Genomic DNA, 22,164 nt, shown 5'->3' on the forward strand with positions numbered 1-22,164 from the left:
TAAATACAGTTTTCTAATACAAAGTATTTAGTTCCCCAAAATATAAAAACGAAATGTTTCGGATTAAAGGGGTGCCTAAAAGAAATATAACGCTTCATAATTAGATTGGTAACGAATATAGACTTATGGCTTACCGAAAAATTATAAGCCAAAAGCTCACACTACCATGAAGAATCCTTCGGTTAATAAACTTACACATCAACATCAAAGACAAGGAAGAAGTCAGTTATTATTCGATACAACTCGATAATTCATTAATCCACTGTTCAATGACTGCAGTAGCCTCTTCATCTACACTCAGTGAAGCTAATGGTGGCATTCGGTTACCATCCAAAGCTTGCATTCTCAGTAATACAATAGACCGAGCAGCGTCACCGGGAGCAAGTCTTCGTGCATTGTCAACGCCCAGATCACCGGCTGTTGGAGCAACATCGCACAAGTTTGTATCTTGCAATGTCGTCGAATAACGTAAATCGATAAAGCTACCCTGCGCTCCGGGACGATGACAGTTTGAGCAATTGCTATGTAAATAGCTACGAGCTCTCTGTTCGACAGTTGAGTTGATATCCGAAAGCGCTACCAGAGAGTCCTCTAACTCACTATCAATCAATGATGAAAGAAACCCAATATCAGACAGTAAATCAAGTTGGTTATTAGTCGCAACCGGACCCACCCGATTTAACTGAGTAACTTCTAATCCTAAACTGTGATTTGCGGCTTGAGTATGGCATACCGCGCACTCCGCTTGACTTGGAAAGGTATGAATAAAATCACCAACATCTTTTGTTTTACCTTCAGTGAGCAGTACCGCCTCTGTCTGTTCATCGTTCCACTCATAACTAAAACCCTGCCAACCACCAGGAAGATTAACCAATAAACGAGTTTCCAAATAAGAATTATTATTTAAAAAGTGTTTGATCAATATTGAATTTTCCGGAAATATAAAATCGCCCTCTTCGGTAATTTCGATCGTTTCGTCATCAGGAATAGCAAAAGCACGGTCTTTACTGGCACCGTCAGACCACAATATTGATTGAATCTGATAATTCATTACGCCTTGAGTATAAGACTTTTCGACGGTGTCGAAACATCCTACATCACTTAGGTTTTCCGGCATCTCGGTGACGGTCGCGCCGCCCGTTGCCGTTATTTTAAAAACTTCATCCCCTGCATCACCTTGTAGGTTTAATAAATAGACCTCACCATCAATTCCTTGCGCCATTCCTGCAATAATTCTTTGACTATTGAATGTCAATGTATAGTCACTGCCTTCAGGAGCATTTGCCGAAACGGATAAAAATTGCGATGAAAATGTATCTCCCCATAAATAGAGGCCTGCTAAACTGGGCGAGTCATCACCTCGATAGACATAACCTCCCACCGTGGAGACACCAACCGATCTAGGATACTGAGTAACCGGTAATTCAAAATCGTCTGGATTACAATCGCCTCCATCAAAACATTGGTCACCTTCCATAATTGGCCAACCATAGTTTCCTCCTGCTGTGACACGATCGACCTCTTCAAAAGTTGACTCACCAACGTCAGCAACCCAAAGTTCACCAGTTAACGCATCAAAACTGAATCGCCACGGGTTACGAAATCCATAGGCGTAGATCTCAGGGCAATTTCCTGCCTGACTGCTTCCTGAGTCACAAACCTCCTGCCCCGTATTCAATGGATTTGATTCAGGAATGTCATAACCACTTTCGGTTACTGAAATACGAATAATCGTACCGTGCAGTGTTGATAAATCTTGTGACTCAGTTGCATCCCATCCACCATCGCCAAAGCTTGCGTATAGAAAGCCGTCTGGTCCAAAAGCAATATCACCACCGTTATGATTATTCGCTGGCTGGGGCAATGTAATAAGTCTTAACTCTGAATTGGCATCAATGGTTTGATTGCTAGTATTAATGGTGAATCGAGAAATCGTCGAGCGGCCGCTATTTTGGCCATCATTGTAGACAATATAAACATAATTGCTGGTCGGGTAGTCAGGATGAATTGCCAGGCCAGTCAATCCCATCTCTAATTGCGTCGTCACTCGGCTTGTTATATCCAACACTAAATCGAAACTATCAACTGTCGGAGAATTATCAAATCGAACAATACGGCCGTCACGCAAAGCAGCTAGCCAGAATGAACTATCGGACAAAGGCTGAACCATCGCTAGCGGTGCCCCCATAAATGGCAAAGATGGAAAACTAGGTTCAAATGAAACATCGCCAGGGTCAGTGCTTACAGGCTCGGGCGGCAAACAAGATAGATTCGATAAACGCTCTCCTAATACTTCAACCTCGCGTTCTGCAGAAGCTGTATTACCCGCGTTGTCCGTCGCAGTATAGGTTAACGTGTAATTGCCCGCGACACTAGAATCAACAGCGCCGCTGATCGTTACCGAAACATTACCATCGATATTATCTTGCGCGGTTGCACCGGCTTCTTGATATTCCGAATGAATAAACAGTTGTACTGGATTTTGGCCAAGTAGCGTAATTACCGGAGCTTCAGAATCTTGCTGAGAGTTGCCGCCGCCACTTGATCCACCACAGCCAATTAATGTGAGAGTAGCCAGAGAACAAATAAACATCCATCGAACAATAACCATAGCAATATCCTAAATTTGAGCACAATGTTTGATTTTTAAACGACTCTTTTCTGCTAAACTACGACAAAATAAATAAAACCAATAGCAGCAATGGATAAGCGGTCTAATTACAGGGTTTAGTGAGATCACCTATCTTCAAAAACGTTAAACAATTCACACTGAACAGCTATTTATTTGAAACAAGATGATTGAAATTAAAGAAAATATTTGCATATCAAGCTCAGAAATAGAAATGAACGCCATCCGCTCGCAAGGTGCAGGCGGGCAAAACGTCAATAAAGTGTCCACAGCCATCCACTTGCGATTCGACATTAACCAATCCTCATTGCCAGAGGAATATAAAGAACGCCTACTCTCCTATTCTGATTCTCGAATCACTAATGACGGCATAATCAATATCAAGGCACAAAGTTTTCGTACACAAGAAAAAAATAAAGTCGATGCCATAGAACGACTCAGAGAATTAATTTTAGAAGCAACAAAAGTTCAAAAGCAGCGTAAAGCAACAAAGCCGTCAAAAGCATCTCAACAAAAACGGATGGATTCAAAATCCAAACACGGGCAACGCAAACAGCTACGCCAAAAAATTCAGTTCGATTAAAGTTTCATCTTAATTCATTTGTTAACTTTAATTGCTTTAATATTGATCATATTAACAGAGCCCCCGATATCACTGATCTAAACCTTCTTTTCCACAAGCTTATCAACCAAAACTGGGGACAATCGAGACCTAGCACTGCAATTTCTAGCTCGAATAATGATCCGCAACGATAACTAAACAAAAATTGCGCCAATTGCATTACCAACCAACTTAAGAATCTGAGTTATTGAGTAAATTTAAATCGATGATGTCTCTATTTTGCCTCATTGAACATCAGTCAAACAATTAATGAAGAAACAGTAAAGTGCTTAACAAAATTTGCACGAAGTCATCGAAGCCTTGCAACATAAGGCGAGGATCATTTTGTCCACAAGCTTATTAACTTATTCTGGGGAAAAGCAACGAGCCAACTCTGACTAAGTGGATTAATCATCAAGCGTAAGAATGTCTTTAGAATAAAAGTCAAACAAAAAGAATGCACGATCATTTGAAATCGTTTCCTGAATATAAAAAAAATTAAATAAATGCTTTACGAATATTCCAAAATAAGAAACCGATCATTTCATGATCATGGCTATCAATTTTTAATCGTTTCAACATACGACGCTTATGATCTGGGCTGGATCCATTTATCCACAAACTTATCAACGTAAACTGGGGAAAATGAATAGTATTAACTGTGACTCACTAGAATGTGAGTAACTGAAAGCTCGTATCAATAGAATGAAATAATTGTATTTGTCAAATCGAAGGAACATACTTTATTGCGTTAACGACTAAAACTCGAGTCATTTACGAATGATAATTCCATACTTAATCAACTTCGGCATTTCATATCGTTTCGATTCGGCAGGATATCGTAATCCTTCAACATTCCGCGATTTTGCAATTGACCATAATATACTCTCACCTGCGGGTAATATGTCTGGCTGCTGCTCGTAAACCTCATCTTGGAAAGCCTTTTCAGAATCAATAAGCGACCAGCCCTTTTGTTTGAACATATTAATAACGTCACCAAGAAAAGCCGCATTGATGGCATTCGTATGTAATAAGAGCACATGACGAATGCTTCGATTCAACAGTTTTTGTGAAAGCTCGTCATAATATTTAGCGCGTTCCCAAAGATGCTCAAGATAACGATCACGCAGTTGCTTTATTTTCTCTTCTTCACCGGCATGTAACAGCGTGCGGTAAATTTGATCGTAATACCAGTCACTGGCATCAATGCTTACAGAGCCTATTTCATAACCATTAAGCGCCAGCCAGTCTCGTACACCATCACGCTTTTCAAATGTATTACCTTGTTTTAAATAAGGAAAGCGAAAACGCTTATTCCAGTTATCCAGATGTTCCAGTAACTCTTCATTCCTTTTAATATCTTGAACGAATTGTTCAATCGAAATGTCTTCAGAATGGAAATACCAATGACTGTAGGTATGATTAGCAATAAAATGTCCGTACTGACTCCAATCTTTAACTAACCGTAAACCATCAGTCGAATTAACTCTCTCTCCTGTAACGAAAAAATGAGCTCTTACTTTTGCTTGACTTAAATGAGTCAGGATGGATTGATTCCATTTCTTGGCTTGTGGTTGACGACTCGGATCTAATCCATCATCGAAAGTGAGAGCAACAGATTGGCAATCAGCAGCTTGATTTATCATCAATAGAATAAATAACCAAAAGACATTATTGGGTATCATTTATTTTCCTTACTTAAGCCCGGCAATAATTGCCAGGCTAGTGATAATCGGTAGTTCCTCGATTATGATTTAAAAGGATAATATTGATTTGGGTCGACACGCTTGCCATCTTTTAGTATTTCGAAGTGGACATGCGGTCCAGTTGCTCGACCAGTTTCTCCCACTCGCCCAATAAGTTGGCCCTGCTCAACTTGATCGCCCTCTTTCACATTCAATACATTTAAGTGCGAATACAAGCTTTGGACACCATTTCCATGATCAATAATGATAATAGTTCCATAGTTCTTAAAGCCCTCAAGATGCTCAGTCGAGGTTACCACACGACCGGATGCAGCAGCTACGACTGGGGTATCCAGACTGGCTGCCAAATCAACACCACGATGAAACTTGTGAAACCTATTATTATCTCCGTAGTTAGAAGACAAACGTGCTTTTTTAACCGGATGAATCATCGTGAGTGATTCCGAATTGCTTGACTCATGCGCTGCCGGATAAATACTCATCGCGAGCGAACTAAATCCCAAACAAAACGCCAGTAAAGATATCTTCTGGGTAGAACGCTTGATTCTGACTGGCGAAGGGCTCATGATATGTTGAATTCTCATTGTTATTCTCCTTAGTGATTTCGATGAGAAGGCGGCAACCACTTGATTGGCGTCACTGGTTGCCGATTTGCGGAGGATTTTGAGCATCGCTTGCGCATAAATCCTCCGCAAATTTGATTGGCGACTTAGCACACTCCGATCGCAACTGCTCTCAATTGCCCACTGGAGTTGTTGATACATGAGTCGCAAAAATGGATTAAACCAAAACAGTCCAACGCACCATTGAAAAAATAATACAAGTCGACCGTCTTGGCGTTTCAAATGGGTTAGCTCATGCTGAATAACTAATCGCAATTCATCTCTTGATAGTTTTTCCAATGCATATTCGGACAGAATCAGGTAGTTCGTTGAACCTTGAAAAATAAATGGCGAAATAGTCATATTCGATATTCGAATCGTAAGAGCGTAGCGTTTTTCTAATCGTCTAAGTAACGGAATACTGCAATTGCCGAACTGTGACGAGATCGCAGCTATACTTTTTGACTGCCTCACTAAGCGGTGCAAGTGAATTAATTTATAAGCCAGAATAACACTGTTATATAAAGCACCTATTACGCACAGTCCAAACCATAAAGTAAGCGTTATTGTAAAAAAGCTTACCTGCGTTAAGTCTTCAATATCATCTTTTTGTGATTCAAAGTCAGAAGAGTCCGCCACTTGAATCCAGTCAATCGATGGTAACTGGACCACCCCAATGAATTCATTGGTTGCAGGAATAAAGTGATAGAAAATAGTTGCCGCACTCGTTAATAAAACGACAACCCAAAATCCACGCCAGGCATCAATCCACGGCCATTGATAAGCCAAAAGGCGAGCGAGAGAGTAAGCCATTCCCGCTGCGATAAGACTAAACACAGAAGCAGTAGCGAAAGATTCTATAAGATGTATCCATTCACCGGTCATCATGCTCGACCTCTTGCTCAAGCAGCTGCTCTAACTCTGATAATTCACTCTCATCCAACAGCTTACTTTCAGCAAACATGGCTACCGGTAACGCGCCGTCAACTTCAAGCACACTGCGCGTAAAATCTTTAATAAAACCAGCTAACGTCTTTACTTTACTCACTTGTGGAGTGAACACACGAATGCCATGAACTTCTTCAACTTTGAGAAAGCCCTTTTCAGTCATCCGTTCTAATGTTTTGCGAGTGGATGAATAAGACCAATCTAATTGTTGCTCAACCAAATTATGTATTTCACGAGCGCTTAGCGGAAACCTTCGCCATAACACTTTGAGCAATGCGAGTTCGGTAGGCGATGGCTTTGTTAACACTTCCGATGGAGTCTTTTTAATATTCATCTTTAATTTGCACTCATTAATTTGCGAGACAACGATCTCTAGCAAGCACGCTACAGATGACGCAAGTATGCGACAACTGTCGCACCTCGTCAATAAAAGAATTAAGGCAAGCTCCAGAAAGCTACAACACTAACAACAAAAATATATATTTTTACTTTTAATTCAGTTATTTATGTAGTCTTAGATGAAATATTTCCATCGACTATGTGAGTGAGAGGGGTATTTAAAAATACTTTATGCTTGTGACAGTGCACCAAAGCCACTTGATTAAGCTTATGTCGCACTTCAAGAATTTTATAGGGATTGCTAACGCTGTAAATCATACGCCAAACCACGCAATGATCACCGTTTTCAATAATTTTGATGGTCGGAGGTTGTTTATCTAAGTTATTATCCTCCTCATTGAGTTGTTCCCAACTTTCTCGTAACACTCGCTCTACTTTTTCAGGGTCACTGTCGTAGCCAATTTTGAAATCAATATAATCTTTCAGAGCACCCGAAGTGTGAGACAAATTTTCTATAACACTGTTTCGTAACTTAGAATTAGAGACAGTAATTTCGTATCCTTGCACCAAATCTCGCAAAGTCGTTTGCGCTAATGTAATCGTTTGAATCACACCACAAATATTTAATTCGCGAATTCTTACTACATTGCCAGGTTCTAGAGATCGATTATAGTGAAACAATAAACTACTAATAATGTCATTTAATAAATAGTCTTTGCTGGCATACAAGAGGAGTAAAAATGCACCAATGATGGAAGATGTTTGTAACCAGTTATCTAGATCAAGAATGTTAAGTACCGCAATAAAAGCCAGTGCCACAACGATTATAAACGTTAATACACCAATCATTCCGCTAGTGTAAGATCGAGCTATCACTATCTTGCCATTGACTTCCCTCTCAGTCCCAAAGCGTGATAACACCCAAAGTTGTAATACATGATTAACACCAAAAGCTACGATAATGGTTAAACTGATCTGTGAAAAAGCTTGTCCCAGTTTAAACTCAAATATTCCCGCTACCAGATAGGTCATCAATATAAAAATATTAATGGCGCGAAGGGCAGAAACACGTCGACTTAACTCTTTTTGCGTACGGTTATTCGCAGACCAAAGTCCCAACCAGGGTGAACCCAGTAACGTCATGATGTTTAAACCAATAATCCAGTAATCTAACAGAGTAAATTGAAGATTAGCAAACTGGCTTTGTAGATATTCAATCATTGAATCTTCCTTTAATAGCAAGATTTAAACCGACTAAATTTAATAGTGAACAAATTTAGACATAGTTGAACCACAATATCCAATATATTTCACAAGTTTCTTAGATTTTATCTTATTGCGATACATTACTGCTTTTTTATTACGCCCTGATACTGTCGAAAATCCCAGTCTTCAATCAATCCAAATACATGTTTTATGCGTAACTTACTAAAATGGGCATAGGAGCGAATGACATTGAAACCACTACTTTTGGCAATATTACTAACTTGTTCTAGCATGATGTTGGCAGAAAATATGACTGAACCCGAATTAATTTCGGTCAGGCCAGGCAGTTTAGACGAGCTTCAAATGAAAGTTTCTGGTCGTTCTGATATTGTCTCGTCAAAGCGAGAAGACAAAGTTATTCATTACGTCATTGAAAACGGGAAGTCGACCTACTATTTCACCGAACCCGGTCACATTGCGCACCCTTCTGCCATGTTCCGCGGCTGGGCTAAGCGTTCAAATGGTCAATCAGGCTTTGATCAAAGGGCTTGGAGCAGCTCAGATAATAAATCCGATTTTATACACTGGGCAAGGCAATTAGCCAATTTACCCTTGACCTCACCCTGAACTTTGGCTTCTGCTGTCCAATACTCTTTAATAGCACCAAAATTACTCGCTCAACGAGCCAATCAACGCTCAACTCTTAAGCACTGTTGGATGTACTTTGCAAAATCATCATTCACATTACTTTCTCTAGCAAACTCTAACCAACGTTTTACTGCCAACTCAACATCGGCAATCACTTGTTTCGCGGTATTTTTTGTAATGAGCGCTCCTTCAGCCACACGCATAAAATCATCATTATTGAAATGGTCACGTTTACCATTAATACTCATTTGATGTTGATGCGTCCACTCTCCTTTAGGGTTATAAGAAAAGCAAACATCAAATGCCGGTGATAAGCGCCATTGCCCCGTCGCATTCATAACATACGCAATATTTTTAGTATGGTCATCTTGATTCCGAGCAAGCACATTGAACACCATGCGACGGAACTGCTCAACCACTTCACTTTTTGTTAGATTGAGTTGCATCATCACGTCAAACGCTTGCTCGTAACTGTGCGCACCCGCCATATTAAAGTCGAGGTGATCCATCGCACACAAACTTTGAACATGCAACTTGTCGCCATTATCAAAACGATCGAATCGTTTAGTAACAAAATGCGCGCGACCATTTTCTTCGATTAATTCGCAAGGCATCATGGTAATACCGGCTTCTTTTGCCATTAAATAATAAGCAAACTCCACTCGACCAAAACCTTTTGGATCCGACAGTTCTTTATCACGATTATTATCCACGCCATCAAACTTTAAAATCCAATAACTGAATCCTTCAGGTGCCGTCACTTGACCAGAACGGATTTCGTTACTATTTCGACTCCAGGCAATTACGGCTTTAGCTCGCGCGCCACCTGCAGAGGTTCCCACTCGAATAATATCTTCAAACGCTTTTTCTTTATCGTGATTCGATTTTATATTGGCCGAAAGATTTTGCCTTTGTAATAAAATATCGCTCGCCAATTCAACCAAAGCGCCAATCTCTAACTTTCGAGATTTCTTTTCTGCGCGTTTCAGTGTCGGTCGAAATTCTAATGCTCCCATGCCTCGCGACCCGACATAACACAATCGTTCGATCGGCGAAAATGATGCTCCGGTTCGCCCTTGCCGAACTAACCAGGCATTAATCAGTGCATTACCAAACTTATCCGGTAAGCAATCGGCCAATAATCCAGGTAATCCATAGTAAGTGTGCTTTTCTAAATTGGGGAAATTATAAATGCGCTGCGATACAGGCATTTTCAACGGTGAGGGCTCTAAGCCTTGCTGCAGAAAATCCGCTAAATATTCAAAGTTTGCAACACCCCGCTGTTCATCCCAAGAAACGGCAGCTATCTCTTTACCAAACAACAATACATCAGCAACTTCAACTCGATTCGCGCCAAACATTACCAGGTCCATTTATCAGATTCGTTACTTGGTTTATTTTTCGTTTCTTCGGTCAGTTCATCATTGGCTTCCACTCGAGAGCCCGATGCTCGTTGCCGTTGTTTTCCTTTTAACTTTGCCAACTCAACAGGACTCGCGTCAGGTAAACGCATTAAGGATTCCAGACGATCTTCGGCTTTCAACGCAATAAGCACTTTAACTAAAGTCGCGAGTGAGATATTTTTGCCCGTTTCTGCGTCAACTAAAGTACGACGGGAGATGCCCGCGACTTCCGCAACTTGTTGCTGGCTAAGGTTTTGCTCTAAACGCTCTCGTTTGAGGCTTTCTGCTACGCTTTCCAGTATTAGACCAATTTTATTCATTGCGGGCATTATATTTCTCATTAAATAGCTATAATATTTATTATAGGCAATATTTCTCCCACTACAAGAAACTTATATAATGAGCAATATATTACTCATAATGTGCATAAAATGATTTAATGAGAATTAACTTGCCCATTATTAATGGCTGACTGTAAAACATTCTGAATCAGTTTGCGATCATCCTCGCTTATTTCATCCTCGTCCATTGAGCCGCTTACATAATCAATCAATGTAGTTGCAGGATCTGACGCTTCTTCCCAAACCGCTTCGGCCAAAGGCACTTGCGGTATCACGTAGCCAATCGCAAATAAATCGTACTCTTCATCGGCTTCCATTTCACGCAATACAGCTTCTGTTTTCGCCCAAAAATCAGTCATATAGATACTCCAAAATAAGCGTTGCCATAATAAGTGAATAATTGTCTATAATAAACAATATATCCCTAATGGAGATACACAATGGGCATGCCTAGCAACGATGAACTCAAAGTAGCGCTAGAAACCGCAGCAAAAATGCGTGAAGAAGATAAAGATCCCAACTTTCTGGCCAAAAGTTTGCTCAACCTAAATTACCGAATGACGTTAATGCACGATCTATTGCATGCAACAAAACTTTATTTACGATCAGGCGAGGGATCAACGGAACATACCAAACTACTCAGGACCATCGAGAAAATCGAGCGCGCCGAAGTTCAGTCAACCGATAATTTATCTGCATTCGAGCCAGATTGATTTTCTAAACGTAATTAGGGAAGCAACCAAAATTGCATCATTAAGCATGCTCAATGACATAGGACGGAGGTGGCTAGAGACTTTCTTATTTACTAGACTTAAAAAGAACTGACGATATTTAGTTTACTGACTACTTACCTATTCATTTCAAAAGTTTTTTCCTTGCATTCGCTCGTTGTTTAGCACGTCTATTTCTTTCTCTACGACGTTGTTCCGAATCTTTTTGAGCAGAAGCACTCTGATTTAATTCAGAACTCGATTCACTCAAAGTAGCTGATTGAAGAGGTGCATTTTGGAGTGGTCTCCGAAGGTTTTGACTAGGATCGCTTTCAGAGGAAGGCTCAGAACTAGATTCCGAATCAGATGATTTACGAAGAGTTTGACCTTTAACTTTACCTGAAACCTGAGGAACCTTATCCGACTGAGCAATTTGTTTTTGCTTTGAACGCTCGAATTCACGTTTAAGCATTTCACGAGACTGATCTAATAAATGTTTCGCAAGTCCAGCATTTTTAAAAGGATGAGTATTATCTATCGGAATAAAGTCCACAGGTTTAAATCCCGTGTCCGAATATCTTCGGATGCGCAGTGCACTTGAGATATTTTGAAAATCGTCTTTACTAAATTCTCCATCATTTAAGACTTTTCCTTGTCCTTTATCTGCTTGCAATCGATTAACGTAAAGTGTTCCATACCTTCCTGAGCCATAGGCACTTTCTAACTTAGTTGTTCGAAGCCAAGAACCCTCTTTTCCCTTTGGATCTTTATCCAACGAGACAATAGGAATACCAACAAAGGCCAACATATCAAGGGTACCGCTACGCATTCCGATGCCACTGACCACATTAAAGTTTTTTGCCAAATGCTGAATTAATCCCGTTTCTTGATTTCTTCCACCCTTGGCTGAGTCAAGCTTCCAATAATTGCTTAAATTCGCCTGTCCTTCCGTCATTATTCCTTCTCTTAATAATTCTTTTAACAGATATTCAGGAGGATCGCCCATTGGTACAGGAACAGCACCAGTAGATTTTGCTGCTTGCATTAACTGCTTAAATCCTTTGTCTCCAGTATCGTGTTCTGGATGCACTCCACCGGGTTTATCTGCAACGTTTCTGTAATTCACTAAAACATAAGGAATTCCTTGTTTAAATCCTATTTTATTGAGATCTTCAGCGTATTTAGCCGATAAACCATCGACGCCGGTAGCCATTCCTGTCCGTATCTTTTGATCGAGTACCTGAAAGTTTTGCAATGGGTCTTGAAGCTTTTCAGCGATAAGTGAGGTTGCTTTTCCGACATGAATTCCTTTATTTTTCATCGCATCTCCATTCACTAGGTCCAAACTATTGGCAGATGGTCTCAAATACTTTGCTATATCATCAGCGGTTTTAACGAACTGATCAGAATTCCAAATAACTACCGAGTTATTTGGCTCAAGGGCAAGAGCAGCTTTTAAATGGTACATATCTCCTGTTTGGTTTGCCCCTATAGTCAATAAATCTTTATTTCTACCCTTGGCACTCATAATATTCTCCTTCATCTTGTAGATAACTTTTTATTGGCACAAAAAAAAGCCGACGTAAAGTCGGCTTTTTTTGATTTTATTATATGGAAATTGTAATTTCCCTAGTCTATAAACATTACACTGGAAACTGTTTCGCATGTCAATAAAAAAGAAACTAAGTTATTTTTTAAATGAAAATTTAGTGAAATGGTGAAACTATACAGGACAATGATAATTCTAATATAAATATTTAAATATCATGGAAAATAATATGAAAGGCACATGTCTTTGCGGAACAGTTAAATTCGTAATAAACACGACAGTAACAGGATTATACCAGTGCCATTGCAAGCTCTGCCAAAAACAATCGGGTTCAACCTCTAATACGGCCACAATAGTCAAAGAAAAAGATTTCGAGTGGTTGTCGGGAATGAACTCAATAACTCACTGGAAAAAAGACACCGGGTTTACTTCAGACTTTTGTAGCACGTGTGGCTGTCCAGTCCCCAATAAACTTCGAGATTTAAAATATTACTGGATTCCCATGGGACTGTTTGACTCTCAAGATATTCCCGTGATTGCCCATTTGTGTTGCAATTCCAAAGCTTTTTGGGACGCACTTCCTGCTAAAGGAAAGAAATATGAAGAGATGCCTGATGACCTTGAAGATTTTATATCGAGGCTGCAAAAGAAACCTTAAAATCAAAAGTGACGCCTCAACCTTTCAAATGATAAGTTATAAAAAATAACTAGATAGCATTAATAAAAGCCAAATAAAAAGTAGAAAGACAATACCCGAAAGAGAACCCTCATATTAACTAAGCTACGTTTAATAATTTATCATATTGAGTACTTTCATTACAAAAACTCTATACAAACAATATTAAACAGGTACAGCAAGCATTGAAAAAATTTATTTTAGCCGCCTTTTTTTGGGGGATTGGTTTTGGAACTGCGGTTTTCCTTATCACTTATTTAACCCTACTTTATTTTAATAAGGATACGGAGAAAACCTTTGCGATTAAAGATTCTACAATTGACATTGTATTACCTAGAGATAAAAGTGAACTTGATAAAACAAATCCAGACTATGAATTTCCATACACTAACTGCTATAAACTGCTGATATCAAATCATAGGGCTCACCTAGGCAGAAATCTGATATTAACACTCGAAAGGGAGAATTTTGGCAGTTTTTCGATGCATGATGAAACTTTTGAAAAGCTCAGCGTCGAATTAAATAGCAATCGAGTCGGAAAATACAAACTTCCTTCGGATAAAGTAAAGGTGTTTTACAGTATAAGTAATACGGCATCGGTTCATCATTGTGGAGGATATTTTGGAACTGAAGCTGAAGGTATAATAGAGATAATCGATATCACAGACAAGGAGATCAGTGCCAACATTTCTTTAACCATTCACTCAACTTTAGCCCGCGATTTAAAAACGAATAAAACATACAATATCGATTACTTTGGACAATTTAAGCTACATGATGGATTACCAAAATAAAGAGCAAATTCCAGTCGCTCTTTATTTTGAAAGTTCTAGAATCAATTTAAGTCGCTGCTTTCATAGCTCCAATAAAGCCGGACAGTTCACTTAACATCTTACGTTTATCATCCAGTCCTTGCTCGATAATTCGAACCACTGCAGAACCCGATATAGCACCTTTAAAACCATGTTGCTTTGCAGCCGTCACTTGCTCAGGTTTTGAAATTCCAAATCCCATCACTGCCGGCGCCGCATTGTAATCTTTCAACTGTTGCATGGTCTCTTCTGAAGGCATTTTCGCTGCAACATCAGCGCCAGTAACGCCCGCTCGACCAAGCACATAAGTATACCCTTTGCTACTTTGCGAAACTTTCATCAGAGTTTGTTCACTTGGTAAAGGCGGTAAAATATGAACTGGCTCAATGTCGTTCTTTGCTGCAACCGAGTCGAAAAAGTTGGTTTCCCGTAATGGCACATCAGCAATCAGTACCGAATCAACACCTACCTTTTTACATTCCTCATAAAAAGTATCGATACCACGTCGGTAAACAAGATTCGAATAAAGTAATAAACCAATGGGTATTTCAGGATACAACAAACGGACCTTTGCCAATAACTCAAAACACCGACTAGGAGTTGCTTTATTTTCAAGCGCACGAATGGCGGCTTGTTGAATAACTGGACCATCAGCCACCGGATCAGAAAAAGGTATACCTAATTCCAGAGCATCAGCGCCGGCTTCAACCAAGCATTTAATAATTTCGAGAGAGGTCTCTAAATCCGGGTCACACAACATAACAAAAGGAATAAATGCAATCGTGTTTTCCTTTTTGCATCGCTCAAACATTGATTGATAACGACTCATAATGCTACTCCCCTTTCTCTTTCATTTTTTCCAATCCACGCACATACTCCAGATCTTTATCACCACGCCCAGAGAGATTGACTAAAATTAAAGTTTCCGGCGTAGATTGCTTCGCTAATTTAAGGGCGTAAGCCAACGCGTGCGACGATTCTAATGCAGGGATAATCCCTTCCTTTTGCGACAGCAATTTGAAAGCATTTAACGCCTCATCATCTGTCGCACTCTCATAAGTCGCACGACCAATCTCCTGCAGATAAACATGTTGCGGACCAATACCCGGATAATCTAATCCGGCAGATACTGAATAAGATTCTTCAATTTGACCTTCATCGTCAGACATGACTTTAGTATGGGAACCATGCAGAATGCCTAGTTTTCCCAAGTTAAGCGTCGCACCGTGATGGCCAGACTCCAAACCTTTTCCAGCGGGTTCAACGCCAACCAACTTTACTTCACTTTCTTCAATGAAGTCGGCAAACAGTCCGATTGCATTCGATCCACCACCTACGCAAGCAATGGCGTAATCCGGTAAACGTCCTGTTTGCTCCTTAATTTGCGCTTTCGCTTCTTCACCAATCATTTTATGGAATTCTCGCACAATCGTAGGAAAAGGATGAGCTCCAGCTGCAGTTCCTAGTAAGTAATGAGTTTCCTCGTAACTTGCTGCCCAATCTCTTAACGCTTCATTAATGGCATCTTTTAATGTGCCGCTGCCATTATCGACAGGAATAACTTTTGCCCCCATTAACTCCATTCGATAAACATTAGGTTGTTGTCTGGCACAGTCTTTTGCACCCATATAAATTTCGCAGGGCAAATCCATCAATGCACAAGCTAACGCCGTCGCCACACCATGTTGCCCAGCTCCAGTTTCGGCAATAATACGCTTTTTACCCATTCGTTTAGCCAATAAAACTTGTCCAAGTACTTGATTAGTTTTATGAGCCCCGCCATGAAGTAAATCTTCCCTTTTTAAAAAGATTCTTCCTTCAGAAGTCGAGGTTAAGTTACGGCATTCATATAATGGCGTTGGACGACCCGCGTAGTCATTTAAAAGGCGATGAAACTCTGCCATAAAGTCATGATCTTCAATGGCCTCATAAAACGCCGCTTCCAGTTGTTCCAATGCAGGCACTAAGATTTCGGGAACGAACATGCCACCGTAATCACCAAAATAACCACTATTAAATTGAACGTCATTAATTTTATTACTTGAGTCTGGATTTTGCTCAGAAGCTGTAATCTGTTTTTCGTTTTGTTCAGTAACTGACATAACTTATATACCTTGCTTTCCATTCATTCGACACTGCTCAAAAAATTCGGCAATGCGGGATGTGTCTTTAACGCCTCGAGATTTTTCAACGCCACTACTCAAGTCGAGCGTTGATTTTGTAAACTCTTGCAAGTCAGTGACATTAGAAGCACTAATGCCACCTGCAATAACAATTCTGTCTTGCTCAACTGAATTAAATAGTTCAGATAGAAGTTCCCAATCAAAACGCTTACCATTACCTCCATATGAACGCACAGTCTGATAATCAACGACGACTTTGTCGACAACCGTTAACCAAGACCGTAATTCATTAAACGACAATGCCTCATCGATCCCCAGAGCTTTCCAGATTTTAACTTTAGAAGGAAGAATTTTTCTTAATGCTCGAATCTGTGACAACGTTTCAGTTCCATGACACTGAACAACGGATAGCTGGCAGCGAGATACACGATCAATAATTCGAGAAGGAGACTCGTTCACAAATACTCCTACATAGTTTCCATTTATCTGATGCGTTATAAACTCAGCAGTTGTCGCGTCAATGTATCGAGGAGATTTATTATAAAACATTAAACCGACGTAAGACGCACCACGATTAACACAAAGCTGAGCCGACTCTGCAGTTTGAATCCCACAAATTTTTACTTCTCCATACACCAGTTTCTTCGTCGCTAGCTCTATTGATTCTGCGCTCATTAATGACGAGCCCACTAAAAAACCGTCAACGTATTGCGCTAACCGGTTTATATCTGCACGAGAGCTAATACCCGATTCAGATATCACCAAACATCCTTCAGGTATTAAGTTATTGAGTTGCTCGGTAGTTTCCAACCGTGTATCAAGCGTTTTTAAATTACGATTATTAATACCAATAATTTTGGCATCCAGAGCAACGGCCCGGCGACACTCTTCTTCGGTATGAACCTCAGTAATTATGTCCAATGACAAGCTATGAGCGACTTCTGCTAACTCTCGATAGCGCTCATCATCCAGCACTGACAGCATGAGTAAAATCGCATCGGCACCATACACACGCGCTTCGTAGACCTGATAAAGATCAATAAAAAAATCTTTACACAATACTGGCTTGTCCGTTCGCTCAGCTAAGGCTTTCAGTAAAATATGATTCCCATTGAAAAACCGTTTGTCGGTTAAAACAGAATACGCGTCAGCTGAAGCTTCATAAGCTTTTAAACACTGTTCAATCGTTAAGTCTTTACAAATATCGCCTCGTGATGGTGATGCTCGTTTATATTCTAAAATAAAACGGTTTCCAGGCTTCGCTAGTACAGACTCGAGTGAACGCTTCGACGGTTTTGCTGTCGCTTTTAAATCATTTAACGCTACTAACTCTTTGCGTTGAGCTAATTCTTTTTGTTTATTGATTACTATCGTATTCAATACATCCGAACGATCAGCCATGAGACATCTCCACAATGGCTTCGAGTCGTTCTGCAACGCGGCCCGACGCAATAACTTCTTTTGCCATATCGACTCCACTCTTTAAGGTTTTCACTTTATCGGTAAGAAATAGAACAGCAGCGGTATTAAATGCGATCGCATCAATATGCGCTTTCTTACCGTGTCCTTTCAACACACAAAGTAATGCAGCCGCTATTTCTACCGGATCGTCCATTTGTAACTCACGTAAATCAACGCGATCCAAACCCGCTTGTTCGGGAGCAATCGTTAATTGTTCAATACTTCCCTCATTTAAATAGGCCACTTTGGTTTCGGTATGCAATGCCATTTCATCTAATCCACCACCATTTACAACAAAAGCTTTTTGACACCCCAGTCGTTGTAAAGCCTCAGCCATAGTAACCAGTAAATTTGGATCGTACACCCCCATTAACTGAACATCAGGCAATGCTGGATTAGCCAAAGGTCCAATAAGATTAAACAAAGTACGAGTTTTTAGTGCAGTACGAACCGGCATGACATGTTTAACGCCCGGGTGGTACATCGGTGCAAACAAAAAGCAAAAGTTCAATTGCTCCAAACTTTTAGCAGCAATCTGTGGACTAGCATCTAACTTAACACCTAACCGCTGTAAAACATCCGAAGATCCGCTTTTCGAGGACACTGAGCGATTACCATGCTTGGCGACTTTAACACCACACTCCGCAGCAACTAAGCCAACAATGGTTGAGATATTGATCGTACCTAATCCATCACCACCCGTTCCACAGGTATCAACAACAAGATCACTGGGACGCGCAAATGGTGTTGCCGATGCTCGCAGCGCACTGGCGGCGCCAGCAATTTCCTCTGCCGATTCACCTTTAATTTTTAACGCCACTAATAATGCCGAAATTTCGGCTTCCGATAACTCTCCTTCAACAATTCGGCGAATCATGTCGCTTGTCTGTTCACTATCTAAATGATTACCTTGATACAAACTTTCCATTAACGCATTCATACCAGTGCCTCCACTTGATACTCTGTATTGTTATTCAATAATAAGTCGATACTTTGTTGGATCAGCTTTTTTCCCTGAAGCGTTAAAATTGACTCAGGGTGGAATTGAAAACCAAGTAGTTTATTCTTTTCGTCATAAACACTCATAACCAAATCATTTACAGACGCTAAAACCTGAAAGTTTTCCGGAACCTTTTCAACCACCAAAGAATGATAACGACCAACACTCAATGGATTATTAAGACCAGAAAAGCATTTATTGTTATTGTGTTCAACTTGCGCAAACTTGCCATGAACCGGCAGCGGTGCTTTTACAACACGTCCACCTTGGTGTTCAACTAATAACTGATGCCCGAGGCAAATTCCCATAATGGGCTTTTTACCCATTAAATGATCCAGTAACGTCAAACAATTCCCGGCTGATTGAGGATTTCCTGGTCCAGGTGACAATAAGATAAGGTCATGGATGTCACTCAGTCGAATAAGCTCCGATAACGCAACATTATTTCGTGTTACGGTTACCGCATGACCGAGAGTCTCGAACTCATCTACCAAGTTATAAGTAAAAGAGTCAAAGTTGTCGATGAACAAAACACGAGCCATTAGTTCACCTCCGTTCGCTGCTCAAACAAAGCATTTGCTGCTTCAATTGCAAATAAAACAGCCGCAGCTTTGTTTTCAGTTTCTTTAATTTCAAATTCAGGTTGCGAATCAAAAACGATTCCAGCTCCTGCAGATACCATCGCTACATTGTTTTGTACCAACGCACTTCGAATAACAATCGCGGTATCCATGTCGCCAGCCGCATTAAGATAGCCCATAGCACCACCATAAACACCGCGGTATTTATTCTCGAAGGTACGAATGAGTTGAGTGGCCTTAACTTTAGGCGCACCCGACAAAGTTCCCATATTCATACAAGCTTGATAGGCACTGAGTGCATCTAAATTATCTTTCAATGAGCCAGAAACTTTTGACACTAAATGCATAACGTGAGAGTAACGGTCGATTTCTAACAAGCGGTCAATGGTTCGTGAACCCGAATGGCTGACTCGAGCCACATCGTTTCGCGCAAGATCTACTAACATCAAATGTTCGGCTTTTTCTTTCTCATCGTTTTTCAATTCCAGCTCAATTCTGGCGTCTAGATCATTATCGATGGAGCCAGTTTCTGTTAATCCTCGGCGTCGGGTTCCAGCGATGGGATAAATAGACAAACGGTTATTACTTACTGTGTACTTAACGGCACTTTCAGGTGAAGCACCTAACAGCTGGTATTCTGGTGTTGACACAAAAAACATATAAGGACTGGGATTACTCAACCGAAGTGCCTGATAAGCTAATAAAGCATCTGAGCATGGCATCGAAAAATCTCGCGCTAGTACCATTTGAAAAACATCACCAGCGACTATATGTTCTTTAGCGCGGTTAACCAAAGATGTGTAAGTCTGATTATCAATATTAATTTCACAAGCTGAAGTTCTTTTCGAAGGAGTGAAATTCATTCTCTTCTTTGGTTGAAGAGCCGTAATATTTTGCTCATCAATACTTAGTTGCTGTTGGTAGTCAAAAAATGAAGACTTGTCTTCATGGCTCACAAAGACTTTCGATATCAAGCGCGACGAATGATTAATGTGATCGACAATTAATAGTCGGTCAGCTAAGTAAAAATCGTAATCAGGAAACGTTTGCTCTTGTTCGAGCGCTGGTAAGTCCTCAAATAGCTGGTAACAATCAAAACTGAATGTACCAACGAGCAAGGTTGTTCGGTCATCAGCGCTTTCCGTTCTTACGGTTTTTAAAACTTGACGTAAAACATCCAGCACATTTGCTTTCGATAATTTTTCGCTCTCATCAATTGATGCTTTTAATGCTTTATGATCGTAAGTGAGTCGAATCCCGTCTTTAATTAAATGGCATTGTTGAAAATGTTCACTGAGTACCGCAAGCAATTGCTTTCCATTTCCATTTAAAGCTTCTATGGTAACTTCTTCACCAAAGCATCGAATGCGTAATGCAGAAGAGAAAACAACAATGCTGCGAGTATGTTCTTTTGTGCTAATCGATGCTGTTTCAAGTAAAGCACTCATGTTGAGTGCTTTATCTTGGTCACTTTCATTTTCGTAACACAGAGTTCGATAAACATCCGATACATCGCACGATACATTCAACTGTTTTGAAAGTGTTTTGACAATATCCATCACGCCGCAGCCTTTTTAACGGTTGTTCGTCGGCCCGCAGCTTGTATAAAGGCATCCAGTTCTTTCATTAGCTGCGCAAACTGCTCAGGAAATAACGATTGCTGACCATCCGATAAAGCATTTTTCGGCTCGTGATGCACTTCAATAATAACGCCATCGGCACCTACCGCTACCGCCGCTTTCGCTAATGGACCAACCAACTCTCGTATTCCAGTTCCATGTGAAGGATCAACAATCACTGGTAAATGTGATTTGCGCTTCATTAAAGCAACAGCATTTAAATCTAACGTATTTCGAGTGGCCGCTTCAAATGTTCGGATGCCGCGCTCACACAAAATGACATTTGGATTACCAGCATCAACAATATATTCCGCTGCTAAAAGAGTCTCTTCAATGGTTGCCGCAATACCTCGCTTTAAAATAACCGGAGTCTCTGTACGCCCAACCGCTTTTAACAAATTAAAGTTTTGCATATTACGCGCACCAATTTGTAACGCATCAACATGCTGACAAATTACATCAATATCGGCAGTATCCATTACTTCCGTAACGGCAGGCACACCAAGTTCCGTTTTGATTTGTTGCATCACTTTCAATGCTTCAATTCCGCCACCCTGGAAACTATAAGGACTGGTTCGTGGCTTGAAAGCTCCACCACGCAAGGCAACAGCTCCCGCCGAAACAGCAGCCGTTGCCGACTGACGAAATGACTCCAAATCTTCTACGGCACAGGGTCCACCAATAATCGAAAAATTTTCTCCACCAAAAGGAACATTACCAATATGAACAACAGAGTCTGCAGGGTATAACTCTCGACTCACAAGTTTGTAATTAGCAAGAATCGGTTTCACATCATCCACCATGGGGTGCGCAGTAATGTTTAAGCCCTGTAAAACACGCTCATCTCCCAATGCTCCTAATACCGTTCTCTCAGTACCCGGCATATATAAAGGCTTTAACCCTGCGCTCTCGATTTTATTTAAAATTTCATCAGCATCTTTTTTCGTTGCTTCAGCTTTAAGTACGATTATCATGTTTTTCTCCAAAATATTATTAAATGTCAGTTCTTAAATTCGTTAATTGCGTGTTGATTTCTTTCGAGCAAAAAAAAGCCCGCTCAATAGCGGGCTTCATAAATTCAATAGGCAGCAATCACCCGCACATGCGCCTATGTGAGTGCCACCACCACCAAGTTGTATTTAAAATCACTGCTTGAAAATTTGTCACTGTTCTAATTCCAAAATAATTAATTACGCATAAAAAAAGCCCG

The 22,164-nt window shown here is 40.4% G+C and carries 21 protein-coding genes; 5 read left to right on the plus strand and 16 right to left on the minus strand.

The window, feature by feature from the left end; genetic code table 11:
- Positions 1–229: 229 nt before the first annotated feature.
- Positions 230–2,611, minus strand: coding sequence for a PQQ-dependent sugar dehydrogenase (locus FAX86_RS10955; protein ID WP_144393460.1), 2,382 nt, complete (start codon positions 2,609–2,611; stop codon positions 230–232).
- Between the two features lie 184 nt (positions 2,612–2,795).
- On the opposite strand from FAX86_RS10955, the gene arfB reads away from it, so the two are divergent.
- Positions 2,796–3,212: an alternative ribosome rescue aminoacyl-tRNA hydrolase ArfB gene (arfB, locus tag FAX86_RS10960; protein ID WP_144393461.1), complete on the plus strand. Its 417-nt coding sequence runs from the start codon at positions 2,796–2,798 to the stop codon at positions 3,210–3,212.
- A gap of 788 nt (positions 3,213–4,000) precedes the next feature.
- On the opposite strand, the gene FAX86_RS10965 is transcribed toward arfB, so the two are convergent.
- The 4 genes from FAX86_RS10965 to FAX86_RS10980 all read right to left on the minus strand — a co-directional run bounded on the left by FAX86_RS10965 (position 4,001) and on the right by FAX86_RS10980 (position 8,046).
- A complete protein-coding gene (locus tag FAX86_RS10965) occupies positions 4,001–4,915 on the minus strand; it encodes a polysaccharide deacetylase family protein (RefSeq protein WP_144393462.1) in 915 nt (304 codons plus the stop codon).
- A 62-nt stretch (positions 4,916–4,977) separates the two neighbouring features.
- Positions 4,978–6,426, minus strand: a complete 1,449-nt coding sequence (locus tag FAX86_RS10970) for a M23/M56 family metallopeptidase (protein WP_144393463.1) — start codon at positions 6,424–6,426, stop codon at positions 4,978–4,980.
- Positions 6,413–6,820, minus strand: a complete 408-nt coding sequence (locus tag FAX86_RS10975; RefSeq protein ID WP_144393464.1) for a BlaI/MecI/CopY family transcriptional regulator — start codon at positions 6,818–6,820, stop codon at positions 6,413–6,415. The genes FAX86_RS10970 and FAX86_RS10975 overlap by 14 nt, the downstream gene beginning before the upstream one ends.
- A 170-nt stretch (positions 6,821–6,990) precedes the next feature.
- Entirely contained in the window at positions 6,991–8,046 is a 1,056-nt protein-coding gene (locus FAX86_RS10980) for a mechanosensitive ion channel domain-containing protein (RefSeq protein WP_144393465.1), read from the minus strand.
- 228 nt (positions 8,047–8,274) lie between these two features.
- On the opposite strand from FAX86_RS10980, the gene FAX86_RS10985 reads away from it, so the two are divergent.
- Positions 8,275–8,658: a hypothetical protein gene (locus FAX86_RS10985; RefSeq protein ID WP_144393466.1), complete on the plus strand. Its 384-nt coding sequence runs from the start codon at positions 8,275–8,277 to the stop codon at positions 8,656–8,658.
- A gap of 62 nt (positions 8,659–8,720) precedes the next feature.
- Here FAX86_RS10985 and FAX86_RS10990 read toward each other — a convergent pair whose 3' ends face one another.
- The 3 genes from FAX86_RS10990 to FAX86_RS11000 form a co-directional block, all read right to left on the minus strand.
- Positions 8,721–10,040 (minus strand): type II toxin-antitoxin system HipA family toxin, encoded by a 1,320-nt coding sequence (locus FAX86_RS10990; protein WP_144393467.1) that lies wholly within the window; start codon positions 10,038–10,040, stop codon positions 8,721–8,723.
- A complete protein-coding gene (locus tag FAX86_RS10995; protein WP_164503546.1) occupies positions 10,040–10,411 on the minus strand; it encodes a helix-turn-helix domain-containing protein in 372 nt (123 codons plus the stop codon). The genes FAX86_RS10990 and FAX86_RS10995 overlap by 1 nt, the downstream gene beginning before the upstream one ends.
- A 107-nt stretch (positions 10,412–10,518) precedes the next feature.
- A complete protein-coding gene (locus tag FAX86_RS11000; protein WP_144393469.1) occupies positions 10,519–10,782 on the minus strand; it encodes a hypothetical protein in 264 nt (87 codons plus the stop codon).
- Between the two features lie 81 nt (positions 10,783–10,863).
- Between FAX86_RS11000 and FAX86_RS11005 the strand changes: the two genes are divergently transcribed.
- Complete coding sequence (locus FAX86_RS11005; RefSeq protein WP_144393470.1) at positions 10,864–11,136, plus strand: hypothetical protein; 273 nt, start codon at positions 10,864–10,866, stop codon at positions 11,134–11,136.
- A gap of 142 nt (positions 11,137–11,278) precedes the next feature.
- Here the strand turns inward: FAX86_RS11005 and FAX86_RS11010 are convergent, their stop codons facing one another.
- Complete coding sequence (locus FAX86_RS11010; RefSeq protein ID WP_144393471.1) at positions 11,279–12,661, minus strand: hypothetical protein; 1,383 nt, start codon at positions 12,659–12,661, stop codon at positions 11,279–11,281.
- A 250-nt stretch (positions 12,662–12,911) separates the two neighbouring features.
- Between FAX86_RS11010 and FAX86_RS11015 the strand changes: the two genes are divergently transcribed.
- Both FAX86_RS11015 and FAX86_RS11020 read left to right on the plus strand, forming a co-directional pair.
- On the plus strand, positions 12,912–13,340 hold the full coding sequence (locus FAX86_RS11015; protein WP_144393472.1) for a GFA family protein: 429 nt from the start codon (positions 12,912–12,914) through the stop codon (positions 13,338–13,340).
- Between the two features lie 203 nt (positions 13,341–13,543).
- Positions 13,544–14,152 carry a hypothetical protein gene (locus FAX86_RS11020; protein ID WP_144393473.1) on the plus strand — a complete coding sequence of 203 codons (609 nt, stop codon included), beginning with the start codon at positions 13,544–13,546 and terminating at the stop codon, positions 14,150–14,152.
- Positions 14,153–14,198: 46 nt separating this feature from the next.
- Here the strand turns inward: FAX86_RS11020 and trpA are convergent, their stop codons facing one another.
- From trpA to aroF, 7 genes are read right to left on the minus strand one after another with little or no spacing between them, the layout of a single operon-like run.
- Positions 14,199–14,999, minus strand: coding sequence for a tryptophan synthase subunit alpha (trpA, locus tag FAX86_RS11025; RefSeq protein ID WP_144393474.1), 801 nt, complete (start codon positions 14,997–14,999; stop codon positions 14,199–14,201).
- Positions 15,000–15,003: 4 nt separating this feature from the next.
- A complete protein-coding gene (trpB, locus tag FAX86_RS11030; protein WP_144393475.1) occupies positions 15,004–16,272 on the minus strand; it encodes a tryptophan synthase subunit beta in 1,269 nt (422 codons plus the stop codon).
- A 3-nt stretch (positions 16,273–16,275) separates the two neighbouring features.
- A complete protein-coding gene (trpCF, locus tag FAX86_RS11035; RefSeq protein ID WP_144393476.1) occupies positions 16,276–17,694 on the minus strand; it encodes a bifunctional indole-3-glycerol-phosphate synthase TrpC/phosphoribosylanthranilate isomerase TrpF in 1,419 nt (472 codons plus the stop codon).
- Positions 17,687–18,694, minus strand: coding sequence for an anthranilate phosphoribosyltransferase (trpD, locus tag FAX86_RS11040; RefSeq protein WP_144393477.1), 1,008 nt, complete (start codon positions 18,692–18,694; stop codon positions 17,687–17,689). The genes trpCF and trpD overlap by 8 nt, the downstream gene beginning before the upstream one ends.
- Positions 18,691–19,296 (minus strand): aminodeoxychorismate/anthranilate synthase component II, encoded by a 606-nt coding sequence (locus FAX86_RS11045; RefSeq protein WP_144393478.1) that lies wholly within the window; start codon positions 19,294–19,296, stop codon positions 18,691–18,693. The genes trpD and FAX86_RS11045 overlap by 4 nt, the downstream gene beginning before the upstream one ends.
- Positions 19,296–20,894, minus strand: coding sequence for an anthranilate synthase component 1 (locus tag FAX86_RS11050; protein WP_164503547.1), 1,599 nt, complete (start codon positions 20,892–20,894; stop codon positions 19,296–19,298). Before FAX86_RS11050 ends, FAX86_RS11045 begins: the two co-directional genes overlap by 1 nt.
- On the minus strand, positions 20,894–21,928 hold the full coding sequence (gene aroF / locus FAX86_RS11055) for a 3-deoxy-7-phosphoheptulonate synthase (protein ID WP_144393480.1): 1,035 nt from the start codon (positions 21,926–21,928) through the stop codon (positions 20,894–20,896). The genes FAX86_RS11050 and aroF overlap by 1 nt, the downstream gene beginning before the upstream one ends.
- Positions 21,929–22,164 lie beyond the last annotated feature (236 nt).

It is taken from the genome of Pleionea sediminis (assembly GCF_007570825.1).
GTDB classification, from domain to species: domain Bacteria; phylum Pseudomonadota; class Gammaproteobacteria; order Enterobacterales; family Kangiellaceae; genus Pleionea; species Pleionea sediminis.

Bases quoted from the DNA above. Each gene is read 5' to 3' on its own strand.
- FAX86_RS10955 (WP_144393460.1), bottom strand. From the start codon at position 2,611: ATGGTTATTGTTCGATGGATGTTTATTTGTTCTCTGGCTACTCTCACA.
- arfB (WP_144393461.1), top strand. From the start codon at position 2,796: ATGATTGAAATTAAAGAAAATATTTGCATATCAAGCTCAGAAATAGAA.
- FAX86_RS10965 (WP_144393462.1), bottom strand. From the start codon at position 4,915: ATGATACCCAATAATGTCTTTTGGTTATTTATTCTATTGATGATAAAT.
- FAX86_RS10970 (WP_144393463.1), bottom strand. From the start codon at position 6,426: ATGATGACCGGTGAATGGATACATCTTATAGAATCTTTCGCTACTGCT.
- FAX86_RS10975 (WP_144393464.1), bottom strand. From the start codon at position 6,820: ATGAATATTAAAAAGACTCCATCGGAAGTGTTAACAAAGCCATCGCCT.
- FAX86_RS10980 (WP_144393465.1), bottom strand. From the start codon at position 8,046: ATGATTGAATATCTACAAAGCCAGTTTGCTAATCTTCAATTTACTCTG.
- FAX86_RS10985 (WP_144393466.1), top strand. From the start codon at position 8,275: ATGACATTGAAACCACTACTTTTGGCAATATTACTAACTTGTTCTAGC.
- FAX86_RS10990 (WP_144393467.1), bottom strand. From the start codon at position 10,040: ATGTTTGGCGCGAATCGAGTTGAAGTTGCTGATGTATTGTTGTTTGGT.
- FAX86_RS10995 (WP_164503546.1), bottom strand. From the start codon at position 10,411: ATGCCCGCAATGAATAAAATTGGTCTAATACTGGAAAGCGTAGCAGAA.
- FAX86_RS11000 (WP_144393469.1), bottom strand. From the start codon at position 10,782: ATGACTGATTTTTGGGCGAAAACAGAAGCTGTATTGCGTGAAATGGAA.
- FAX86_RS11005 (WP_144393470.1), top strand. From the start codon at position 10,864: ATGGGCATGCCTAGCAACGATGAACTCAAAGTAGCGCTAGAAACCGCA.
- FAX86_RS11010 (WP_144393471.1), bottom strand. From the start codon at position 12,661: ATGAGTGCCAAGGGTAGAAATAAAGATTTATTGACTATAGGGGCAAAC.
- FAX86_RS11015 (WP_144393472.1), top strand. From the start codon at position 12,912: ATGAAAGGCACATGTCTTTGCGGAACAGTTAAATTCGTAATAAACACG.
- trpA (WP_144393474.1), bottom strand. From the start codon at position 14,999: ATGAGTCGTTATCAATCAATGTTTGAGCGATGCAAAAAGGAAAACACG.
- trpB (WP_144393475.1), bottom strand. From the start codon at position 16,272: ATGTCAGTTACTGAACAAAACGAAAAACAGATTACAGCTTCTGAGCAA.
- trpCF (WP_144393476.1), bottom strand. From the start codon at position 17,694: ATGGCTGATCGTTCGGATGTATTGAATACGATAGTAATCAATAAACAA.
- trpD (WP_144393477.1), bottom strand. From the start codon at position 18,694: ATGAATGCGTTAATGGAAAGTTTGTATCAAGGTAATCATTTAGATAGT.
- FAX86_RS11045 (WP_144393478.1), bottom strand. From the start codon at position 19,296: ATGGCTCGTGTTTTGTTCATCGACAACTTTGACTCTTTTACTTATAAC.
- FAX86_RS11050 (WP_164503547.1), bottom strand. From the start codon at position 20,894: ATGGATATTGTCAAAACACTTTCAAAACAGTTGAATGTATCGTGCGAT.
- aroF (WP_144393480.1), bottom strand. From the start codon at position 21,928: ATGATAATCGTACTTAAAGCTGAAGCAACGAAAAAAGATGCTGATGAA.